Below are 21,599 nucleotides of genomic sequence, written 5' to 3'. Positions count from 1 at the left end.
ATGCAGTGGACCAGTCGAGTGGCCCTTAACGGACAGCGCCAGGTCCGGTTTGACCTCGCCCCCGGGGCCGGGTCCACACTTGAGCCATGTTGACCACAGGAGAGTTTTCGCAGCTCAGCGGGCTGAGCAACAAGGCGTTGCGGATCTATGACGAGCAGGGCCTGTTGCGGCCGGCCGAGGTGGACGAATGGTCGCGCTATCGCCGCTATGCCGCCGGCCAGCTGGACGCGGCCGTACGCCTCAAGGCGGCCAGGGCCGCCGGCATCAGCCTGGCCGACGCCGACCAGGTGCTGCGCGGGGAGGTGTCCATTGTGGCCACCCAACGCGAACGGCTGGCCGCCGAGCGAGCACGGCAGGACGCGGCGCTGGAGGCACTTGAGCTGATGATGAAACACGATGCCGGCTGGGACATCGTGGAGCGTACGGTCAGCGCGCAACCGTGGGTGGCCGTCGTGCTGCCGGTCGATGCCGACACCGACCAGGCCAACGACGCCTTCGCGGCGCTCTGGAAAGCGTTGTCAGCGGCGGAAAACGCACCGATCGGGCCGTTCTGGTCGTCCATGCGTACGTCCGCGAACGGCGATCGCGTGGAGCTGCTCTGTTGCTGGCCAGTGCCCCGCGCGTTACCGCCGGACTGGTCGATTCCACAGTGGACGGTCACGGTCGGCGAGACTCCGGCCGGTCCGGAGCCGGCGGTGCGCTGGCGGCACGATGATCCGATGCCGGTCGTCGACGGCGCGACGCATCCGCCGGTGATCGCTCTGCTCGCCGAAGCCGAGCGGCGTGGTGTCGACCTCGACCTGTCGCGGCTGCGGCAGATCGGCGTGATCGAGGACGGTCAGGCGGTCGGCATGGAGGTCAGCATTCCGCTAGCGAACAACCGGTGACAAAGCGTCGTACCAGACGTCACCCATCTTCAGATAGCCGGCGTCGGACGGATGAATGCCGTCCGGTGACAGGTCGTCGATGGTGATCCGCGCGTTCATGTCGACGAACCGTACGTTTGCGCCGGCCTGCTGGACAATAGCGGGGATCGCCGCGTTGTAGGCGTTGACCCGCGCGTTGAGCGTGGCGTCGCGCGCCGGAATGATCGACGCGACCAGGATCGTCACACCGGGGTCCTTGGACTTGATGAGATTTATCAGGTCGCGCAGCCGATCCGGCGCGGTCGGCAGCTGATAATCCTGGTTCACGTCGTTGGTGCCGATGTGCAGCAGCACGTATTTCGGTTGGCTGGCCAGCCAACCAGAGTTGGCGATGCCATCGGCGATCTGATCGATCCGCCAACCTGGATGGCCTTCGTTGTCGGAGTCCGGAATGTTTCCCCACAGGACCGATCCGACGAAGTCCGGCTTGACGCCCGGCGCGGCCATGAACCGGTTCCACAGGCCAGTGCGATAGGAGGTCGCGTCGTTGGCGTCGCCGTTGCCGTACGTTATCGAGTCGCCGAGCGGCATGATCGACGCGACTTTCTCCAGTCTCCAATGCTGGTTGGCGCCGCCGTTGTTCGGCCAGGTGATGACGTTGGCGCCGTTGTCCATCGACGCGTCGTACACGTCGAGCAGCTTGCCTGTCGCGACCGAGACGATGCGACAGCCGCCGGCCAGATCCTCGTCGAGATACCAGCGCTGGCTGGAAAGCCCGCGATCGGCGGACTGGACGACCTGCGAGTCGGTGGCGGTCAGCGCGAGTCCGCTGTGCGACGCGGTGATCGCGTACGACCCGTCGGCCTGCGGCGCGAAGTGCCACTCCTGGTTTGTCTTTCCGTGATACGGCCACTGGATGACCCGTTCACCGTCCACAGTGGACCCGTTGAACACGTCGAGCGACTGGCCGCTGTGTTGCGCTGTCAGCACATAGTCGCCAGCGGGGATCGTTGCGGTTGCTACCGTCGGCACGCCATGAGGCCAGCTCAGCGGCGCCGCGTACAGGTTCCGGCCGTTGCTTTTCGAGGCGTGGAAGAACATCCGGTCGCCGACCACGTCCTGGCCGCCGGGATTGCCGACGACACCGGGCCAGGTCGCCGAGTCCAGGACCGTGCCCTGTTTCGTGTATCGACCGGTGAGCGTGGACGACACCGCGTATTTCACGTGATAGCTGGCGTTCCACGCGTCCGCCGAATAGAACAGCACGTATTGCGAGTCATGCCGTACGATCGTCGGCGCGTCCAGGACGGTGTGCTCGTCGCCGGCAGAGTCGGCGGTCAGCAGCTGGAATCGGTCGCCGACCCAGTTGATGCCGTTGGCGGCGGTTTCGTTGATCCACACCGAAGCCGGCTGGCCGGCACTGTTGGCGTTGTCCTTGTAGACCAGGTAGCGATGGCCGTCGATCACCAGGCTCGACGGATCGATGTCACCGTGATCGGGAGAGTTGCACACCAGCGGCTGCGTTCCGACAGGGGTGAACGGGCCGGTCGGCGTCGACGCGGTCGCCGCGCCGATGCACTGCAGCCCACTGCTGTGCCGAGCCGTGTAATACATCAGGAAAACGCCGTCGTCGCGGCGCGAAACGTCCGGAGCCCACACGTTTTTCGTACCGTTGGACGGATCCGTGGTGACCCAGCCGGGCAGCGTCGGCAACACATCCGCGCCGCTTGCCGTCCACGGCCCGGCCGCGCTCGCCGCCGTCGCGATCGGCACGTTCACCAACCGGCCGCCGTACGAGCTGTTCGTCGAGTACGCGTAGTAATTGCCGCCGTCCACCAACACGTCGGCATCGGGAAAGTCCCGAGCGATCAACGGCGCCGGCGCGGCGTCCGCGTACGCCGGAGTGACCAGCAAGGACAACAAAACCGACAGCGCGACCGCGAGCCTCATCGTATCCGTCCTTCGGAAGGAAACCGCCGCCGCACGGTATGCCAGTCGCGGCGATCGGACAAGGCCTATCCGCGTTTGGCGGCGAATTCGCCGAGCCGTACGGCCACGATCGCGGCGATCCCGAGCGTGGCCATCGCGACCGCCATCGGCACCGCGCTCACGCCGGCGATGCCGACCACCGGCGCGATCGCGGCGCCACAGGTGAACTGCACGACACCGATCACCGCGGACGCGCTGCCGGCCCGCTCGCCGTGCGCGCTCATCGCCAATGCCACGCTGTTCGGGAAGATCATGCCAATGCCGGAGACCGCGACGAACAACGTCGGCACGATGCCGGCGATGCCGGCTCCGGCGACCACGCACACCAGCAGCGCGATGCCACCGCCGGCCGTCATCGCCAGGCCGACGGCGAGCAGTCTGGTCATGCTGAAGCGGCTGAGCAGCCGGCCGTTGAGGACGCTGGCGATCGTCAGGCCGAGGCTGTTGAGGCCGAACAGCAGGCTGTAGACCTGTGGTGAGACGCCAAACTGGCCCTCGTACACGAAGGAAGACGCGGAAATATAGGAAAACATCGCGGCGAAGGCGAGCCCACCGCCGAGCACGTAGCCGACGAAGCGGCGATCTTTCAGCAATACCACGAAAGCGGCCTTTTGCGTGGCAGCACGCGTCTCCGGGATGGCGACCGCGACGGCGACGAACAGCACGACCCCGATCGCCGCCAGCACCAAGAAAATCCCCTGCCACGGGATGATCCGCAGCAGTTGTCCACCGAGCAGCGGAGCGACGATCGGCGCCACACCGCCAACGGCGGCCAGCGCGGAGAAATATCGTCCGGCCGCCTTGCCGGTGTGCAAGTCTCGTACGATCGCGCGCGCGATCACGATGCCTGCCGCGCCGGCCAGCCCCTGCGCCAAACGCGCCGCGTCCAAGGCATAAATCGTCGGCGCGACCGTACACGCGACGGACGCCACCACGAAAAGCGCGAGCCCGACCAGCAGCGGCCGCCGGCGGCCGAACCGGTCGCTGAGCGGCCCGGCGACCAGCTGTCCGAGCGCGAGGCCGGCCAGGCAGGCGGTCAGCGTCAGCTGGACGTTGGACGCGGTCGTCGCGAACGTGTGGCCGACCTGCGGCAGACCCGGCAGATAGACATCGGTCGTGAGCGGACCAAACGCCGAGATGCCAGCGAGGATCGCGATGGTGCGTACGGGCCGGCGCCGGATGCGCTCACGGGTGTCGATCGCGGTGGCCGTCACCTCCGCCACCCTAGGGTCTGTTTCGAAGTCCCACCAACGACCTGTGTCCTGCGCTTCTTCCACCGGAGGTGTCAATCGGACACCAACTTCGGCGTCCGATTGACACCTTCTTGCCCAGTCCAGCGGCAAAACCGGTCAACAAGGTGACAAATGGGCCTCGCCAGCGATTCCGCGCAGATCACGCGGCCGGTCGAGACCCGATCGCGCGCGTATGCCGACATGCCTGGGCCGGTGCGCGGAACGACCAGGCCACTGCCGTAACCTCTGCCAGAGGGAAGGAGCACGGTGACGACGGACTGCCAGCCGCTCACACAGGATCGGTGGTCATAGGTGGACACCGTCCGGCTTCGCCGAGTGCTCGGCGGTCCTGATCTGGCGTGGCTGGTGACGCGCGTACGCAAGCGCCTGGAGCGCGGCGAGACGCTGGACATCACCGTCACCCTGCCCGACGCCACCACCTATCAACGAGCCGCCGTCGCGCAGCTCCTCGGCCGCCGCTCCCGGCCTGGCGCCGCGGTCAGCGTGTCCTTGCCGGCGATCGACGAGATGCTGCGGCGTACCGGCGTGTCACCGGACGGTCTCGGCGCGGCCGTCATCGCACTCACCGGACCGATCGCCGCGCGATCCACCAACCTCGGCACCGCCTGGGAGGACGCTTTCGCGCCGCTGACTGAGTTTGTCGAGCGGCAGCCAGAATATGCCGACTGGTATGCCGGCGTACGCTCCTCCGGTCTGCTCCGCCGCCTCGCCGGGTCGCCGTCGTCCGAGCTGTTCTCCGCCCTGGCCGCCGTACTGGCCCGGCTGCCGGCCTCCGGCGAACCGATCGGCAGCTTCGCCAAACGCGTCGCCGGCAGCGCCGACGCCCTGGACGACAACCGTCCACTGTCGACACTCGTCCTCAGCGCGGCCCGCGCTTTGTCAGACCTGCCAGACGGCGAAGGCGCCGAATGGCGCTGCGAGGTCTGGGCCTCGGTCGGGTTGCTGCGTGACGACGTGGCCAGCACCGTGCTCACCCTGGGCCTGCCCGGCGACGCCTTCACCGCCTGCGGCCGGGCACTCACCGCCTGGCAGTCCGTCGGTCAGCCGGTCGTCCTCACTTTGCGCCAGCTCGTACGAAACCCGCCGGCGCTGTCCGCTTCCGCCGTCTACATCTGCGAAAACCCCGCCGTCGTCTCCGCCGCCGCCGACCGCCTCGGCTCCTCCTGCCCGCCTTTGGTCTGCACCAACGGCCAACCCCGCGCCGCAGTCATGGTTCTGTTGCGGTTGCTCGCTTCCGCCGGCGCGCAGCTGCACTATCACGGCGATTTCGACTGGGGCGGCATCCGCATCGCCAACACCATTTTCGGCCGCCTGACCGTACAACCGTGGCAGTTCGACACCGCCACGTACGTCTCCGTCTGCTCCGCCGGCCATCCGCTCAGCGGCTCGCCTGTCGCCGCCTCCTGGGACCCCGACTTGGCCGATGTCATGCGTACGGCCGGAAAAGCCGTCGAAGAGGACCTCGTCCTGGACACGTTGTTGACCGACCTGAGCGGCGCCAAACCATGACCGACGGCCAGGTAAAACTTGCTAATCGAAGAGGATTTCCTCTGGCCGCCGGTGTGTCACCGAGGCTTCATAACCAGCTGCGATTGCCTGGAGAAGCGCGTCGAGGTCTCCGTCATAGTCCGCGGCTGCCATCTTGAGCACTTGGTCGATCAAAGTGCGACCGCTTACCAGCACGAGCGGGTATTGATCGTCGATCACTTCAATCTGGGCCTGTCGCGAAAATGTTCCTGTCGTGACGAAAACCCCGATCCAACCTCGACGGAGTCGCGCGACAACCCTGGCCACCTGGTCGGGACTGATGGACGTGCCGGGTTGGACGCATTTGGCTTGCCCCAGAACGACGAGCGGGGTTGTCGAGCCTGGCGAGCCAACGTCGAGTCGACCGACGAAATCCATCCCGCCGTCGCCACCTGATCTGGTCAACCAGCCTTCTCTGTAAACTGCACCGGACACGCCCAACAATTGGGCGGCAACGCGGGCGGCAAGGAGCTCGAAGGCATGTTTCTTGCCATCGAAGAACTGATACAGGCGGGCAAGTTCCAGTTCCTCCGTGGAGTCGACGGGTGGCGCCTGTTCCGCACTCGTTTTGACGCGCGAGGAAACCACCCGACGTCGAACTCTCGGGATGGCAGCTCTTCCTTCCGCAATCCATTGTTGCCAGGATCGCGGCGCACGCTGGTTCGCTTGGACCGCAGTGTAGGCGCGATTGCGTCGATCATCGATCCATTGCATGTCAAGCGTGTCGCCGCGGTCGGCCAAGTCCAGCACGGCGAGGTCCAGCACGATGTTCGGAAAACTGCGACCCGTCTTCGTATCACGTTGCACAACATGCTCAAGGCGTTCGATCAGTGCGAGCCCGCAAAACTGGACGTGGCCCTTTACGAGATTTCGGCCACCTCTGCTCACCGTAGTGGATCGGAAGAGCAGCAAAGGCGGGGCCATTGCACGGATGGACGAATTGGTCCCAGCGTGATATCTCCAGGCATCGATGAGCGCTCGATTTCCCGGCGTCGCACCAGGCAAACCGACTGTGCTTGGTTTGTGGTCGCCGTAATAGCGTACGTGTCCGTGATCGAGGTCGAACTCATCGTGCCAAGGATTGGAGGCGTGGCCGGCCTTCCACGGACTAGATCGGATGGCGATCACCGGACATCGCGGTCCATCTGAAGGTTTGACCACCGCAGACGGATTGATGCCAGCTTCGAGCATCAACTTTGGCTTGTTGCCGCCAGGAACCGCAGTGACGTAATGATAGTTGGGATATCCATCGACGAGGAACTGGACCGGGCTGGCGCCTCGCGCATACCGATATACATCCAGCATCCCCAATAGCCTGGATTGGGCCAGATCGATGTCGACGATGCCTGCTGCAGACAGTTGACCGACCATACCTCGCGTCCCCTTCGCGATCCTCTTTGCTCGCGGTCGGGGCTAGTGGTGTGCGGGCGTACGCCTGTAGTGCCGCGCAAATAGCACGGCCGACCACCAGCGCAAGCTCTGTCCGATCCCCATCGTCGAGCCGACAGTATGGTCATACCACACTGCGGCTCGATCACATCTGGTGACAGAGCAACAAGCACCGGATGCATGTCGATGTTGCCACCACAAGAGTGTTGTTCGGCTAGCAGCCGCCCAGGATCGAACAGAAACACACCCTGGTCCAGGCGGCACTTTCAACAACGCTTCAGCGAAGCGACCGCCAAAAGCCTCGATCCGTGCGGCGAGCTTGGTTTCGATTTCGTCGCGGGCACCCAGAAATCGTCCGTGTAGTCGCGTTCGGTCAGGTGCGGCGGGGTCCTTGGCGGCGTTGAGGCGTACGAGAATGGGACTGGTCTGGCAGCGGTGCCGGCGACCGGCTGTTGTGCGTCGGAGGCGGTAGTGGGCCGTGTACGCCGCCTTGTGCGGGTCCCCAGCCTGGCGCTGGTCCGGACCCGGAAGGAGGTTGCGGTGGTGCTGGAGTCGGTGGCGGGGTTGGGCGTGCGGCAGGGCCGGCTCGAGTGTCCGGTACGGCTGGGCGGCGGCGGGCCCGCAGCAGTTGGACGTCTTCGTCGAGACGGGTGGCGTGGTCGTTGAGGATGTGGTCGTGCTCGGCCAGGTCTTGGCCGTGGCGGCTCAGGGTTTCCTGGTTGGTCGCCAGTACGCGATCCAGATGATCCTGCCGGTCGTGAGCGTCGCGCAGCCCAAAATGCAGGTTGTTGATAACGGATTCGGCCCGCGCCAAACGGCTGGTCAGCTGCTCGCAAACGGCTTCGACTGCGGCTGTACGTTGCTCGGCAACCAAGGCGCGGTGCACTGCCGCGTCCGCCCGGGCGTTTGCCTGATGTACGCCGAGTTTCATATTCGCGATCCCACTACGAACCTCGGCGGCGAGACTCGCGAGGTCGTCCAGTGTCGCGGCATTGTCCTTGACCTTCTTGATTTCCTCGAGTGGATCCGCTTCCGGCTCTATGCCCAACTGGCGCAGCCGCTCGTTCTTCGCAGACGTTCTCCGCGCACCGCGGATGTCTTCAGCCACCAGGATCGCGTAGCCGGCCAAGGCACCGCCGACCATCGGCGGTACGCCGCTCGCGAAAGCATCGTTGAATCTGCTTGCGAGATTGGCATGTACGTCGGTCCACACACTCGGCGTGAAAAGAGTTTGCGCTATCGCACCACCGATGGTCACCCGTACGAAATTGGCGACGCCGTCGCGCGTCTGCTTGATCAGCCCTTTCTTGGCAGCGGTTTCGTGGACGCCGGCACCGTCGAGCGTCCTGTCCCCGAACCTGGCGAACTGGTCGCCGAGGTAGTTCATGCGGGCTGGAGAAAGCCACACCTGTTGGCGACAAGTGCCGGCAGAGACAGGGCAAACCTGCGCCCGATCTCCGCGGCCGGAATGTCGACGCCAGCGGCGTATTTCGCTATTCCCTCCGCCAACGAGGGAAAGTACACGCTGGTCGACCATACGCCGAAGACATGCACGTTGACCTCGAACAACACGCGGCCTTCACGGGCGATACGAAACACGGTCGGCCGATCCTCGCTGTTGCCCAGCGCGTCCGCCGACGGATAGAACCGGTGCCGCGCAAAGAAATCCTCCGGCGCGTCCGGATCGAATTCGGCGACCAGGCCCGACTCGAGAAGGTTGCCGACAATCTCGTCGACACCGGCGACGCCAAGACGCTTGCAGAATCCGACCAGCTCCGCCAGCGTGAACCGAAGCTCGGAAACCGCATCGACATCGGTGAACGCGGCGAGCCACACCGCGTGCGTGTCCGGTGGGAGCTGTGCGGCGGCATTCGGCAACATCACCTCATGGGTGAGGTCGCCGTCGCGCCAACGCGCGCCGTTTTCGAACCCGACAGGAACAACGAGCTTGGGCACAACACACCCCTGAGTGTCAGCCCCATCGCCATTTCCCCAGGCCAACACATTCTAGCCGGGGCATCGGCCAGCGCGCCGATGTCCTGCGACCATAGCAAGGCCACCCGCCGAATCGGAAGCCCTCGTGCTGGATTTTCTATCCCTCCAATGAATAATGCATATGCAGGTGCACGTGCGCAACGTGGTCGGAGAGGTAAATCCATCCGCGAACTCAGCAGAGATCGAGTTGTTGGCCGAGGTCGAGGTCGGCCACCCGGCCCGGTTGGATCGGATCGATACGTTGACACAGCTGCGCCGCCACCCGCGCCGCGTCCAGATCAAACAGTCGTACGGTCGTGTCGCTGCTGGTGGCGGCCAGCGTACGGCCGTCATGGCCGAAGACCACATCGGAGATTGGCGCGGTCGGCCCGGTGAGAGTCGCGACGAGTGTGCGCGACCCGACATCCCAGATCTGCGTGCTGTCGTCCTTGGCGCCGGTGGCGATCTCCCGGCCATCCGGACTGACCGCGATCGCGTTGACGACACCGGCGTGGCCGGCGAGTGTGCCGACGACGCGATGTGTCGTGAGGGACCACAGCTGGACGGAGTCGTTCGGTCCGCTCGCGGCGAGCAGCCCTTCGTCGACGTACGCGAGCCGGCCAGAGGCGACATGCGCCGCCATCGTGGCGACGAGCCGCCCGGAGGCGGTGTCGACGAGCCGGATGGTGCCGTCAGCGGCGGCGACCGCGAGCGTACGGCCCGTCGGGCTGACGGCCACTCGCTCCACGTCGATGCCGGACAACACGGTTTTGGCCTGGTGGCTGGCAAGGTTCCACAACCGCAGCGCGCCGTCGGCTCCGGTGCTGGCGAGCGTACGACCGTCAGGCGAAAACGCGAGCGACCGCACGCGACCGGTGTGGCCGGCGAGCACCGCGACCGGCCGGTGCGTCGCCACGTCCCACAGCCTGATCGTGCGGTCCCAGCTGCCGGTCGCGAGCGTACGGCCGTCGGGTGCGAAGGCGACCGCGCCGACCCGGTCGGTGTGGCCGGACAGCACGGCGACCTGCGTATGCCGGAGCGCGTCGGTCAGCGTCACGGTCGGTCCGCCGCCGGTGCTGGCCAGCAGCCGACCGTCCGGACTGAGATCGACGGCGAACCGCTGGTCGACCGGCCGCGGGGTGACCGTGGCGCCGGCGAGGTCCCAGAGCAGCACGGTGTCGTCGCCGCTGGCGCTGAAGACGGTGCGTCCGTCCGGCGCGTACGCGACCGCGTTGACGGCCTGGCCGTGGCCGGTCAGCGTGGCGACCGGTTGTGCCGAGGGCAGGTCCCACAGCCGCACGGTCTCGTCCAGGCTGGCGCTGGCGAGCGTACGGCCGTCCGGGCTGAACGCCACCGAGGTCACGTCCGCGGTGTGGCCGGTCAGCGTGGCGATGCGGCGACCACTGGCCAGGTCCCACAGCTGTACGGCCGGTCCGCCGGTCGCGAGCGTACGACCGTCCGGACTGATCGCGACGGCACGGATCCAGCCAGCGTGCGCGTCGACGACGAGCGGCTGTCCGACCTTCCAGACGCGCGCCGTGCCGTCCTTGCCGCCGGTGGCCACGCTCCTGCCGTCTGGGCTGAAGGCGATCGAGGTCACCGGCGCGCCTTGCGAGCCGACGACGGCGATCTGCTGGCCAGCGGTGCTCCACAAGGTCAGCGTGCCGCTGCGGCCGGCGGTCGCCAGCCGCGTGCCGTCCGGCGACAGCTCGACGTCGTTGGCCGCTGCGCGTACGACCACCGGCGCCGCCTGCGTACGCAGGTCCCAGAGGCGCACGACGTTGTCCTCGGTCGCGGCCGCCAGCGTCGATCCCCGCAGCGCCAGCGCGCGCACGCGACCGGCATGCGGCGCGATCAACCGTGTCTGGCGGTGATCGACCGGATTCCACAGCCTGATGGTGCCGTCGTCGCTCGCGGTGGCGACCGTACGCCCCTCAGCGCTCACCGCCACGTCGCGCACGCTCGCGGTGTGGCCGGCGAGCCGGCCGGCGAAATACTGCCCTTGAGCACTCAGCAACGCGCTCAGCGCCTGTGCCGTCGCCGCCTGCCGATAGCCGGCCAGCGCCAGCGTGATGGCCGCGTCCGGCTGCTTCGCCGCAAGCGCCGCCGAGCGTGCGGCCAGTGCGTTGGCCAGCGCCGCGCGCTGCTGCTGTCCGAGCTCGTCGCGCTGGTAGACGGCCAGCCCGCCAACCGCGACGGCGATCACCAGCAGGACGGTGAGCGCGGCAACCAGCCGACGCAGCTGCCGCGTACGCCGGCGTTCAGCGTGGCGCTGGCCTTCGTCAGCGTCGATCGACGCGGTGAGAAACGCGCGCTCGGCGGCGCTGAGCTCGATCTCGGACGGCGGTGTGGCGATCCAGTCGCGGACCAGCGCCAGCCGCGCACCGCGATAGAGCATCGCCTGGTCGTGCCGCCATTCCTCGGCGGCGTCGGCGAGCTGCTGGTGCGTACGCAGGTCGGCGCGGTTAGCCTGGATCCACTCGCGCAGCCGCGGCCACGCGCGCAGCATCGCCTCGTGCGCGATCCGCACGTGGTCGGCGTCGACAGTCAGCAACCGAGCCGCGCTGAAAGCCTCCAGCACCTGCTCGGTCGCGCCACCGAGCAGCCGGTCGCGGTGGATCCGGCGCAGGTGCTCGCCGTCTTCCTCGACGCGTACGAGCCGCAGCAACAGCTGCCTGGCCGCGCGTCGATGTTCGGCGTCCAGCTGGCCGTACGCGCGCTCCGCGGTGGTCGCCGCGGCCTGCCGGATGCCACCGGTGCGCCGATAGCCGTCGACCGTCAGCCGCCGTCCGTCGCTCTGCTGCCAGGTCGCCAGCAGCGCGTGCGACAGCAGCGGCAGCGCTCCTGACGGTTCGAGATCGCTGAGCAGCAGCTCGACCAGGCCTGGTTCGAGCTCGATCCCGGCGGCCTTGGCCGGCCGTACGATCGCGTCGCGCAGCTCGTCGGCGGTCATCGGTCCCAGCGGCAGCTGGCCGGCGCGCAGTCCGGCCAGCAGCCGCGGATAGTCCAGGCAGCGCCCGTACAGGTCGGCTCGTACGCCGAGCACGACGACCGCGTGCGGACGCTCGGCCACCGCGCACAGTGCGTCTATGTAGGCGCGCCGCTCGTCCTCGTCGGGGCAGTCGGTGAACGTCTCCTCGAACTGGTCGACGACCAGCGCGAATCGCTCCGAGCCAGCGAGCCGGTCGAGCACGGTCCGCAGCGCGGCCAGCGGTTCGGCGGTCGGCGTACACACCGCCACCGGCCAGTCGGCCGAGCCCGGCAGCGCGCCGCGAGCGAGCGCCGGCAGGAGACCGGCGCGCAGCAGCGACGACTTGCCGGCGCCGGACGGCGCCACCACGGCCACCGGCCCGCCGCCACCGAGACGGTCGGCGACCAGCGACAACAGGTCGGCGGTGGCCCGCTCGCGGCCGAAGAACCACCGCACGTCGCGCTCGCCGAAGGCCGCCAGGCCTCGATACGGACACTCACCGATCGGCTCCGACCGGCGCGTACGCGTCGGCACCAGCGCGGCCAGCGCGCCTCCGGTGTCGAGCACTTCGTCGCAGCGGCGCGCCACGTCGGGGGTGATGCGCTTCTCGCCGGTCTCCAGCTTGCTCAGATAGCCCTTGCTGTAGTGCACCTGGCGAGCCAGCTGCGCCAGCGAGAGCTGCCGATCCGTACGCAGCCGGCGCAGCTCCGCGCCGACCGCGGGCTCACCGTCGCCAGTCCGTACGCCGTCCATGTGAGCGGTCACCCCCGTCCGATCGGTCGCCGTGACCGGCGCCGAAACCCGTGGTTGACCTGCCCCGTCGCGAGCGTAGACGAATCCGGCAATTCCCGTCGGAATATCCCCGTTTCGGGGTTTCCCGTTCCGGTTGGCAACGGGAAACCCCTGGTCCGCGCGGCGGCCGCGGCGGCAATCTCGGCCGGGTCAGCAGCGGAAAGGACCTCCATGCACAAACTCGTGATGGCCGCGCTCGTCGTGCTGTCGCTGTTGCATCCGGCGGCGGCGTTGCGTGCGGCGGCGACGCCGGCCTTCCTGATCGGCGCCGCGCCAGACGCCGAGGCTGGCGGCAACGCCGATGCCCAGTGGCGGACCGCGAACAGCCGCTATGGTCCGTTGACCGCGCGGCGCAGCTATTCGACGCCGGGCGCCGGCGTGCCGACTGACTTCGCCAAGACGCCGGCGGCCTCCGATGTCGGCAGCCGCGCGTCGCTCTACAGCTTCCACCCGGCGCCTCGCGTGGACAGCACGGCCGCGTTTCGCAGCCTGGTCGCGTCGATTCCGAGCGGCCACACCGCGTTTCTCACACCAGACCACGAGATTGACGCGATGGTGCGGCGCGGTCAGCTGACCGCCGCCGACTACGTGCGGATGATCCGGTCGTACGCGCCGATCGTGCGGGCGGCGCGGGCGCACGGCCATCCGCACGTGTATCTGGTCATGAACGTCACCGGGTTTCTGTTCAACAAGACCAACAACGCCGGTCCGGAGCCGGAGTCGCTGTGGCCCGGCGACGGAGTGCTGGACGCGGTGACGGTCGACGCGTACGGCGAGGACGACTGGCCGGTCGCGGCGGCACCAGGCCAGTACGGCGGCGTCTACGCGTACGCGGTCAAGCACGACATTCCTTGGGGTGTCTACGAAATCGGCGCGAAGGAGGACCCGAACGACGCCGGACACAAGGCACGCTGGGTCCGCGACCACCTGGACTTCGCGGCCAGCCACGGCAGCGGCGGCCGGCCGTCGGCCGTGGTCTTCTCCTGGTACGACTCCGCCGGCGGCGGAGCGTCGCCGACGCCGTCCTCGTCGGCTCCCGTGGTCGCGGTCGCCAAAGACGCCAGCAGCACCTATCACCGCTCCTACACCGATCCCGGCCTGTGACCGGGCAGCAGAAAGGATCACAGCACATGCGAATACGCTCGATTTCACGGCTGGTCGCGGTTGTCGCCGCCGCGGCGGCGGTCGGCGCGCTGGCGCTGACCGGTCCGGCGCAGGCGGCCGGCGACCAGCCCGGCAAGTACATCACCAGAGCCGAGGTGATCGCTCGCGCGGAAAACTGGTTCGCGCGCAACGTGCCGTACAGCCAGAGCGCCACCGCCACGGACCCGGATGGCGCACACACCTACCGCACCGACTGCTCCGGTTTCGTCTCGATGGCCTGGCACCTGGCCAAAACCGGTCTCGGCTCGCCGACAACCGTGAGCCTGCCGGAGTACGCCACGAAAATCAGCAAGGCCAACCTCAAGCCCGGTGACATCCTGGACGATCCGGGTCACCACACCGTGCTTTTCGCCGGCTGGGCCGACAGCGCGCACACGCGGTTCACCTACTACAGCGAAGGCAGCACAGCCACCGACATGAACCACGACACCGCGTCGCTGAGCAGCTATTCCGGTTATGACGCCTATCGCTACAACAAAATCATGGACGCCACCGCCGGCACGGCTGGCACGCTGGCGGCCGGCGACCACTGCGCCACCACGCCGGCGCGTACGATTTCGTTGAAAGGCGTACGAAACCTCGACATCACGACGGTGACGTGCATCCGCGACGACGCCGGCACGCTGCACGGCTGGCTGGTGCTCAGCTGGAAGCCGTCGACCGGCAGCGACGACAGCCAGACCATCGGCACGGCCAAGTTCGACGGGTTCAGCACACACGTCCAGATCCAGCACGTCGATCGTACGGTCGTGGAAGGTGGCTGTTCCGCCAAGGCCGCGGTCAACGCGGCAGCGTCCGGCAGCGTCAGCTGCGAGGTCACGTACAGGGCCAGCAGCACCGCCGGCCTCACCACCGATGGCTGGCTCGACTGGAACAAGAACAACGACGGCAAAAGCTGGCTCGGCGCCGTCTACGTCCACGGCAGCCCGGAGCTGTGACGATGCCGACGCTGAGCAGACGTGAACTGCTGACCACCGGCGCCGGCCTGGCCGCCGGAGCGGCGTTTGGTTTTGCCAAGCCAGAAGCGGCCGGTCGCTTCGACCTGGCCGGCCAGCCGCACACCGTCTTCGAGAAGGTGCACCTGCACGCCGGCTCCGTCATGCAGGGTTTCGCCTTCGACAGCACCAACAACCACGTTTACACCGCGCAGGTCGCGGACACCGCGGCAGCGGACGAAGAAGCCGGCAACCTGACGATCACCAGGGTCGACCTGGCCGATCCGCACCGGACCGGCGCGGCTTGGATGCTGCTCAAGGGATTCGGCCACGGCGCCAGCATCGCGGTGGAGCCGGCCGGCACCGGCGCGTATCTGTGGGTCGAGATCGACAACAAGGTGAAGACCAGTGACGGCAAGAAAACCGGCCGTGGCACGCGCATCACTCGATTCCGGTTCAGCGCCGGGAAAACGCTGACCAGGAGCTCGGCAGGACTGCCGCATTACCTGCCGGTGACCGGAGCCGAGCAATTCACTCCTGGCATAGATCCGGTCAACAACCGGCTGTTCGTACGCTGTTACCGACCGGCGGTGAAAGCCTTTGACATATCGGTTTTCGACCTGACTCGTGCACGTGCCGGCGACTTCGGCGCGCCAATCTACCGCAACGTACCCATGCCGACGCCGAAAGTCGCCGGCACGACCACAGCGCGACTGGCGCAGGGATGGGCCGTACTGGGCCGTTACGGCTACTACCTGACCGGACGCGGCGAAGACGCCAGCGGTCACACGTCGGATCCGCCACGGCTGCTCTCCTTCGACCTGGAAGCCGGCGGAGCGGTTGTCCAGGACGTGCCGATGACAGCCGGCAGCGGCCGGAAATACCGCGAACCGGAGGGCCTGTCGATCTGGCTGCCGGCCGGCGGAAAACCGGCGCGGCTGGCGATCGGACTCGCCTCCGGAACACATCCCGGAAAGCGGATGGCCAACCTCTACTACCTCGACTCGACCACCTGACCGTACAAGGAGGACCTGACATGACCCACTCGTTACGCCGCATCGCTTGCGCGGCCGTCGCAGGCGCGACCGGCGCGGCAATGCTCGCCACCGGCACGCCGGCGAGCGCGGACACCGTGCACTATCTGTGGAACAGCGCGAAAAGTGCGCGTGTCGACTTCCACCAGACCGGCGACATCTTCGTGCTCCACGACCTGGCCGCAGACGGCCATCCAACCTATTTCCAGTGGCGCTACCCCAACGGTGACTGGCATCCGAAACACTGGAACTACAACGGATATGCCGGCGCGCCGGAGACATACAACTTCGACTTCGACGAAAACACGCATCCGTACATATTCGTCAAGGTCTGCACCGAAGTGAACAACTGGCCGGACGACTGCGCGGAGTCCGGCGCCTGGCACACCTGACGTGAGATATCCGGCGGCCGGCCACCGGCCGCCGGATGTCGCGTCAGGCTTTTCCGTATAGCGCGGCGATTTCCTGCGAGCTGCTCCACCTGCTGTAGGTCGGCGACTGCGGCCAACCTTCTGGCGAGTCCTGCCATTCCTCCTGCCGGCCGTACGGCAGCACGTCGACCAGCGCGAAGGTGTAGGCCAGCTGCTCGGTGCCGCGGCCGTTGGTGTGCCAGGTCCGATAGACGGTGTCGCCGTCGCGCAGGAACACGTTGACCGCGAAACCGCCGCCGGCCGGCGCATCGACATCCGCGCCGAACGGACTGTTGGCGGTCGAATACCAGGCCATCGTGTTGCCGACCTTGCGCTTGTACGCAACCGCTTCCTCGATCGTCCCTTGTGTCACGATGACGAACCGCGCGTCGTACTTGGCCAGGAAGTCGAGCCGGGTGTACTGCGAGGTCAGGCTGGTGCAGCCGCCGCACTGCCATTCCTCGCCGGGCGACCACATGTGGTTGTAGACGATCAGCTGCGACTTGCCGTCGAACACGTCGACGAGCCGCGTCGGACCGTTCTCGCCTTCCAGCGTGTAGTCCGGCATTTCGACCATCGGCAGGTGGCGGCGCTGCGCGGCGATCGCGTCGAGCTCTCTGGTGGCGGCTTTCTCCCGCTTTCGCAGGTCGTCGAGCTGTCGCTGCCAGGTCTCCGCGTCGACGACAGGCGGTAGTGCGCTCATGGGTGTCCCTTCGGCGTACGGGTGTCGACTATGTCGACTCGAGCCGAGTCCAAAAGTCATCGGGACTTCTACAGGTCGGCCGGATCCCTGCGCAGCGTGACCTCGCGGCCGGACGCGGTGCGTACCGTGACCGCGTGCACGCCTGGCTGGCCCGATACGACTGACAACGGCAGCCGGTCGAAGGTCTCGGCGCCGATGTGTTCGCGCAGTTTCTCCGCGTCAGCGCCGATCTCCAGCCGGGTCACGACCCTCCCACGCTCACCGTGCGCGGCCGCCGCACGGTCCGGGTTGGTTGCCGGGTCGTCCCGGTAGAACCAGTTTGGCAGGCCGCGGCGCCAACAGGTGTCGAAGACGCGGCCGGGGCCGGGTGCGGTGGTGATGATGCGCTGTGTGCCGTCGGGCTGGACGCGACCGGGAACCCGCGCCACCTCGCCGCCGAGCCGCTGCGCGACCGCGGTCATCTCCTCAAGGGTGTCGGCGCGCAAGCTCCAGAACATCCAGCGGTCGGCGCCGTCGGCCAGGAGCCCGTCGAACCATCCGGCCGCCTCGGAGCTGGACGCGTCGGGACCGGTCACACCCTCGACCTCCAGGTAGACGTCCTCGCCGAGCGGAAAGATCGTGTTGGCGATGCTGCCAGCCAGGACGCCACCGTAGTAGTGGGCGAGCCCGGTCTCCTCGTGCACTCTGCGGACGCCGTCTTCGAAGTCGCGGACACCGAGGCAGAGATGATCAAGATGAAACATGCGCCGAGCGTACGACGCCACACGCAGCGCAACACACGAGAACGACGTCACCACACCTGCGGGTCCGGGGGCTTGCCCCCCGGGCCGGGGTCTGGGGGCTCCGCCCCCATGGCGATACCGAAACGACGATGGCTCGTGCTCTCCGCGAGCACGAGCCATCCAGGAGTGGAGGTGCCGGGAATTGAACCCGGGTCCTCCGGCGGCTTGCCAGGGCTTCTCCGTGTGCAGCTCGCGGTGTCCCTACTTGGCCTCACCAGTCACGCGAGCAAGCTGGTGCGACAGGCCCAGCCACTGTGCGATGTCCCGATCCAACCCGTGGCCGGCTGGACCGGTGAGTCCCCTAGTCGATGCCAGGATCCGGGTCGGAGACATCCCCGGTCTGACACAGTCGCTCTGGCCTAGGCGGCGAGAGCGAGCTGGCGCTGCTTAGGAGCGGCGCTTATTGGTTTCCGACGTTAGTCGTTAACGAGATGATCGTCGGCTTCCTCGACACGCTTCCCCTGACTCGACGTCCGGAGTCGAGACCATTCACCCCCTGGTTGTACGGACAGACACCAAGCATAACGCGTCGGCCAAGCGAATTAGTCCTCAGCCGATGCCGAAGAGCGCGGCGGCGTTGTCGTGGAGGACGGCGCGCAGCCACGCGGAGCCGAAGCCGAGGCGGTGGATGGATGCGAGCTGGTGGGCGTACGAGTGCGGGATCGACGGGAAGTCCGAGCCGAACAGAATGCGGTCGCCGAAGTCCGCATAACGTGCGGCTACGGGCGCTGGCAGCGGCATCAGCGACTCGGTGAAGTCGGTCGCCACCATCGTGGTGTCGAGGTAGACACGCTGGTACGCCGCCGCCAGGTCGAGGAACGCGCCGTAGTCCGGCATGCCGGCGTGCGCGATGACCGCCACCAGCGCCGGATGTGCCGCCAGCACCTCGCCGAACGGTCCCGGGCCGGTGTACGCGCCACGCAGTGGACCGGAGCCGCAGTGCACGACGACCGGCACTGATGCCTCGGCGAGCAGGCCCCAGACCGGCGCCAGCACCTCGTCGCGCGGGTCGAAGCCGCCGATCTGCACGTGGACCTTGAAGATCCGCGCGCCGGCGTCGAGCGCGGCCGTCACGTACGACAGCGCCTCAGGCTCCGGAAAGAACGTCGCCGACGGCAGCACTTCGGGCACTCCGGCGGCAAACTTCAGGGCCTCGTCGTTGAGCCAGGCGGCCATCCCCGGCTTGTGCGGATAGGGCAGCGAGGGAAACGCGCGTACGCCCCACGACCGCAGCAACTCGACGCGAGCAGCCTCCGGCAGCCGGTAGACGACCGGCCACTCGGTGCCGTAGTTGGCCGAGCCCCGGTCGAAGTAGGCCCACACCTTCTCCTGCATCCGCCGCGGCAGGAAGTGCGTGTGGGTGTCGATGAGGCCCGGCAGGCCGAGCGACCGCCAGTACGCCGGGATGTCGGCGTCGATGGCCGGCGGCTCGGTCAACCCATCCCTTTCGTGCGCCGGCCGAGCGCGCGCAGCACCTCGCGGTCGGCGTCGCGGCGGGCCAGATCCTGGCGCTTGTCGTACGCGCGCTTGCCTCGCGCGAGCGCCAGCTCGACCTTGACCTTCCCGTCGACGAAATAGAGCGACAGCGGCACCAGCGTCAGCCCGCCTTCGCGGGTCTTGCCGATCAGCTTCTCGATCTCGCCGCGGTGCAACAGCAGCTTGCGCTTGCGGCGCGGCGCGTGGTTGGTCCACGTCCCCTGCAGGTATTCGGGGATGTGGACGCCGTGCAGCCAGACCTCGCCGTCCTCGATCAATGCGAAGCCGTCGACCAGCGACGCACGGCCGAGCCGGAGCGACTTGACCTCGGTGCCGGTCAGCATGACACCGGCCTCGTACGTGTCGATGATCGCGTAGTCATGCCGCGCCTTGCGGTTGGACGCGATGACCTTGCGACCTGTCTCGCGCGGCACAGCACACCTCCAGATGATCCGAACGGCAAGTTTACGTGAGCCGCCGAAACGATTTTTTGGGAACCGTACGACCGCCGGCCACATCCAACGGCCATGAAAGCTGCCATGTTCCTGTCGGTCGCCCTGCTGGCTGGCTGCGCTCACCAGCCGGAGCAGCTCGTACGCGCGACCCCGTCACCGAGCCAGTGGACGGAGCCGGCGAGCTATGCATACGTCCTCGACTCGACTTGTGGCGAGCGACCGCTGTTCGGACGGTTTCGAGTGGAGGTCGCCGGTCACCACGTCACCCGTGCGACCGGGCTGGACCAGGCGGGCCGCTATGCGGTGGCGCATCCGTCGCACGGCGATCCGGTGCCGACCATCGGCGGGCTGCTCGCCGAGCTGGCGCGTGCGCGGCAGCACGGCGCGCATGTCGCCACGATCGACCACGACCCGACCGACGGCCATCCCGTACGGATCACCATCGACCAGAACGCGAACGCGATCGACGACGAGGCCTGTTTCTCGATCTCCAGCTATGAGATCGCCAGGTAACGCAGCGGGTTGACCGGCGTGCCGTCGAGGCGCACCTCGAAGTGCAGGTGGTTGCCGGTCGAGGCGCCGGTGGTGCCGACCCGGCCGATGACCTGGCCACGGCGTACGTAGTCGCCGGTGTCGACCAGGATCGCCGACTGGTGGCCGTAGCAGGTGGTCACGCCGCGGCCGTCGCGCAGCCGGCCGTGATAGATGCACGTGTAGTTGCCATAGCCGCCGTTCCAGCCGGCGCGCACCACCCGTCCTGGAGCCGCGGCGTAGATCGGTGTGCCGTGCGGCGCGGCGATGTCGGTGCCCGCGTGCAGCTGCCAGACGCGGTAGTACGGGTCGTACCGATAGCCGAAGTCGCTGGACTTCCAGCCGTTCACCGGCTTCATCAGGTAACCCCACGAGAGCAGCGAGCCACCGCCGCTCACGCCGCGGCCGATCGGTGAGGTCGGCACCAGGTTGAGCTGGGCCGCGATCCGGTTGGACTCCGCCTGCAGCCGGTTGACCTGCGCCAACACGTTCGCACGCTGTGCGTTGACGGCCTGGGTGGCGCTCGTCTGCTGGGTGATCAGCGTCTGCACCTGCGTCTGCGCCGCTGTCGCCGCCGCGGCCGCCGCCTGCGCGGCCGTCACGGCCGCCGCTGCCTGGCTGGCGGCCGCGTCGGCGGCCTGCTTCTTGAGCGCGTACGCGTTGCGGATCTCGGTCGCTGACTGCCGTGCCTGTGTGGCCGCGTTGAGCGCGCGGCGCTGCTTGGCCGACACCTGGTCGAGATAGGCGATGTTGGTCGCCAGCTGCGACGGCGACTCGGCCTCCAGGATGGCGCCGAGGTTGACCATGCTGATGCCCTTGTATGCGTCGGCCGCGAACGTACCGACCGTGTCGCGCGCGTCGGTCACCGCCTTGTCGGCCGCGCTGACCTGCTGCGCCGCGGCCGCCAGGGCCGCCTTGGCCTGCGCCGCCGCACGCTGGGCCGCGGCCGACACCACCTGCGCGGCGGCCACCTGGCCCTGCGTACGCGCGACGGCCGACTTGGCGCCGGGAAGCATCGCGTTGGCCCTGGCCAGCGCTGCGGCGGCCTGCTGAGCCTTGCCGGTGACGCCTTCCAGCACCGCCGCCGCCTGCGCGAGCTGCTTGTCGACCGCCTGCTTGTCGCTCGGCGTCGGCTTCTTGTCGCCGAGCGCCGGCTGGGTCCAGACCATCGCCGCGATGACCAGCACCGCAGCCACCACCGCCACCTGTGCGCGCCGCATAACGCACTCCCTCAATCTCAAGTCGAGGGTGAGGGTACGACTGTTATGCGCAAATCACAAACGCCACAGCAGTATCAGCGTGTCACATCCGGCACCCAAATACCCGCTACAACGCGAAACTGTCGTAC

The 21,599-nt window shown here is 67.6% G+C and carries 18 protein-coding genes and 1 other RNA gene; 7 read left to right on the top strand and 12 right to left on the bottom strand.

What is annotated here, in order from left to right; translation table 11 throughout:
• The first annotated feature begins 86 nt into the window (after nt 1-86).
• On the top strand, nt 87-887 hold the full coding sequence (locus GNX95_RS19970; protein WP_187369664.1) for a MerR family transcriptional regulator: 801 nt from the start codon (nt 87-89) through the stop codon (nt 885-887).
• Here GNX95_RS19970 and GNX95_RS19965 read toward each other — a convergent pair.
• Both GNX95_RS19965 and GNX95_RS19960 read right to left on the bottom strand, forming a co-directional pair.
• Nucleotides 870-2,816, bottom strand: coding sequence for a family 43 glycosylhydrolase (locus GNX95_RS19965; protein WP_163508917.1), 1,947 nt, complete (start codon nt 2,814-2,816; stop codon nt 870-872). The two genes, GNX95_RS19970 and GNX95_RS19965, sit on opposite strands and share 18 nt — an antisense overlap.
• A gap of 65 nt (nt 2,817-2,881) precedes the next feature.
• Complete coding sequence (locus GNX95_RS19960) at nt 2,882-4,069, bottom strand: multidrug effflux MFS transporter (protein WP_163508916.1); 1,188 nt, start codon at nt 4,067-4,069, stop codon at nt 2,882-2,884.
• Nucleotides 4,070-4,399: 330 nt separating this feature from the next.
• Here GNX95_RS19960 and GNX95_RS19955 point away from each other — a divergent pair, with 330 nt between their 5' ends.
• The gene (locus tag GNX95_RS19955; RefSeq protein ID WP_163508915.1) at nt 4,400-5,617 is read left to right on the top strand and encodes a TIGR02679 family protein; all 1,218 of its coding nucleotides are present in this window, start codon (nt 4,400-4,402) and stop codon (nt 5,615-5,617) included.
• 21 nt (nt 5,618-5,638) lie between these two features.
• Here the strand turns inward: GNX95_RS19955 and GNX95_RS19950 are convergent, their stop codons facing one another.
• The 4 genes from GNX95_RS19950 to GNX95_RS19935 all read right to left on the bottom strand — a co-directional run bounded on the left by GNX95_RS19950 (nt 5,639) and on the right by GNX95_RS19935 (nt 12,722).
• Complete coding sequence (locus GNX95_RS19950) at nt 5,639-7,006, bottom strand: restriction endonuclease (RefSeq protein WP_163508914.1); 1,368 nt, start codon at nt 7,004-7,006, stop codon at nt 5,639-5,641.
• A 391-nt stretch (nt 7,007-7,397) separates the two neighbouring features.
• Nucleotides 7,398-8,411 (bottom strand): hypothetical protein, encoded by a 1,014-nt coding sequence (locus GNX95_RS19945; RefSeq protein ID WP_163508913.1) that lies wholly within the window; start codon nt 8,409-8,411, stop codon nt 7,398-7,400.
• A complete protein-coding gene (locus GNX95_RS19940; RefSeq protein WP_163508912.1) occupies nt 8,408-9,025 on the bottom strand; it encodes a hypothetical protein in 618 nt (205 codons plus the stop codon). Before GNX95_RS19940 ends, GNX95_RS19945 begins: the two co-directional genes overlap by 4 nt.
• 166 nt (nt 9,026-9,191) lie before the next feature.
• A complete protein-coding gene (locus GNX95_RS19935; protein ID WP_163508911.1) occupies nt 9,192-12,722 on the bottom strand; it encodes an nSTAND1 domain-containing NTPase in 3,531 nt (1,176 codons plus the stop codon).
• A 210-nt stretch (nt 12,723-12,932) separates the two neighbouring features.
• Between GNX95_RS19935 and GNX95_RS19930 the strand changes: the two genes are divergently transcribed.
• From GNX95_RS19930 to GNX95_RS19915, 4 genes are read left to right on the top strand one after another with little or no spacing between them, the layout of a single operon-like run.
• Nucleotides 12,933-13,865 (top strand): glycoside hydrolase family 26 protein, encoded by a 933-nt coding sequence (locus tag GNX95_RS19930; RefSeq protein ID WP_163508910.1) that lies wholly within the window; start codon nt 12,933-12,935, stop codon nt 13,863-13,865.
• A 26-nt stretch (nt 13,866-13,891) separates the two neighbouring features.
• Entirely contained in the window at nt 13,892-14,863 is a 972-nt protein-coding gene (locus GNX95_RS19925) for an NlpC/P60 family protein (protein ID WP_163508909.1), read from the top strand.
• Nucleotides 14,864-14,865: 2 nt separating this feature from the next.
• A complete protein-coding gene (locus tag GNX95_RS19920) occupies nt 14,866-15,876 on the top strand; it encodes a phage baseplate protein (protein ID WP_163508908.1) in 1,011 nt (336 codons plus the stop codon).
• 20 nt (nt 15,877-15,896) lie between these two features.
• Nucleotides 15,897-16,286: a hypothetical protein gene (locus tag GNX95_RS19915; protein WP_163508907.1), complete on the top strand. Its 390-nt coding sequence runs from the start codon at nt 15,897-15,899 to the stop codon at nt 16,284-16,286.
• 43 nt (nt 16,287-16,329) lie between these two features.
• On the opposite strand, the gene GNX95_RS19910 is transcribed toward GNX95_RS19915, so the two are convergent.
• The 5 genes from GNX95_RS19910 to smpB form a co-directional block, all read right to left on the bottom strand.
• On the bottom strand, nt 16,330-17,007 hold the full coding sequence (locus GNX95_RS19910; protein WP_163508906.1) for a DUF899 domain-containing protein: 678 nt from the start codon (nt 17,005-17,007) through the stop codon (nt 16,330-16,332).
• 68 nt (nt 17,008-17,075) lie between these two features.
• On the bottom strand, nt 17,076-17,750 hold the full coding sequence (locus GNX95_RS19905; protein WP_163508905.1) for a VOC family protein: 675 nt from the start codon (nt 17,748-17,750) through the stop codon (nt 17,076-17,078).
• Between the two features lie 163 nt (nt 17,751-17,913).
• Nucleotides 17,914-18,286: a transfer-messenger RNA gene (ssrA, locus tag GNX95_RS19900) on the bottom strand.
• Between the two features lie 52 nt (nt 18,287-18,338).
• Nucleotides 18,339-19,226, bottom strand: coding sequence for an amidohydrolase family protein (locus tag GNX95_RS19895; RefSeq protein WP_163508904.1), 888 nt, complete (start codon nt 19,224-19,226; stop codon nt 18,339-18,341).
• Complete coding sequence (gene smpB, locus GNX95_RS19890) at nt 19,223-19,699, bottom strand: SsrA-binding protein SmpB (protein WP_163508903.1); 477 nt, start codon at nt 19,697-19,699, stop codon at nt 19,223-19,225. Before smpB ends, GNX95_RS19895 begins: the two co-directional genes overlap by 4 nt.
• A 93-nt stretch (nt 19,700-19,792) precedes the next feature.
• Between smpB and GNX95_RS19885 the strand changes: the two genes are divergently transcribed.
• A complete protein-coding gene (locus GNX95_RS19885; protein WP_163508902.1) occupies nt 19,793-20,233 on the top strand; it encodes a DUF6174 domain-containing protein in 441 nt (146 codons plus the stop codon).
• On the opposite strand, the gene GNX95_RS19880 is transcribed toward GNX95_RS19885, so the two are convergent.
• Nucleotides 20,215-21,471: a M23 family metallopeptidase gene (locus tag GNX95_RS19880; protein WP_163508901.1), complete on the bottom strand. Its 1,257-nt coding sequence runs from the start codon at nt 21,469-21,471 to the stop codon at nt 20,215-20,217. The two genes, GNX95_RS19885 and GNX95_RS19880, sit on opposite strands and share 19 nt — an antisense overlap.
• Between the last annotated feature and the right edge of the window lie 128 nt (nt 21,472-21,599).

The organism is Fodinicola acaciae (assembly GCF_010993745.1).
Classification (GTDB): domain Bacteria; phylum Actinomycetota; class Actinomycetes; order Mycobacteriales; family HKI-0501; genus Fodinicola; species Fodinicola acaciae.
This window is presented reverse-complemented; position numbering and strand designations above follow the sequence as displayed.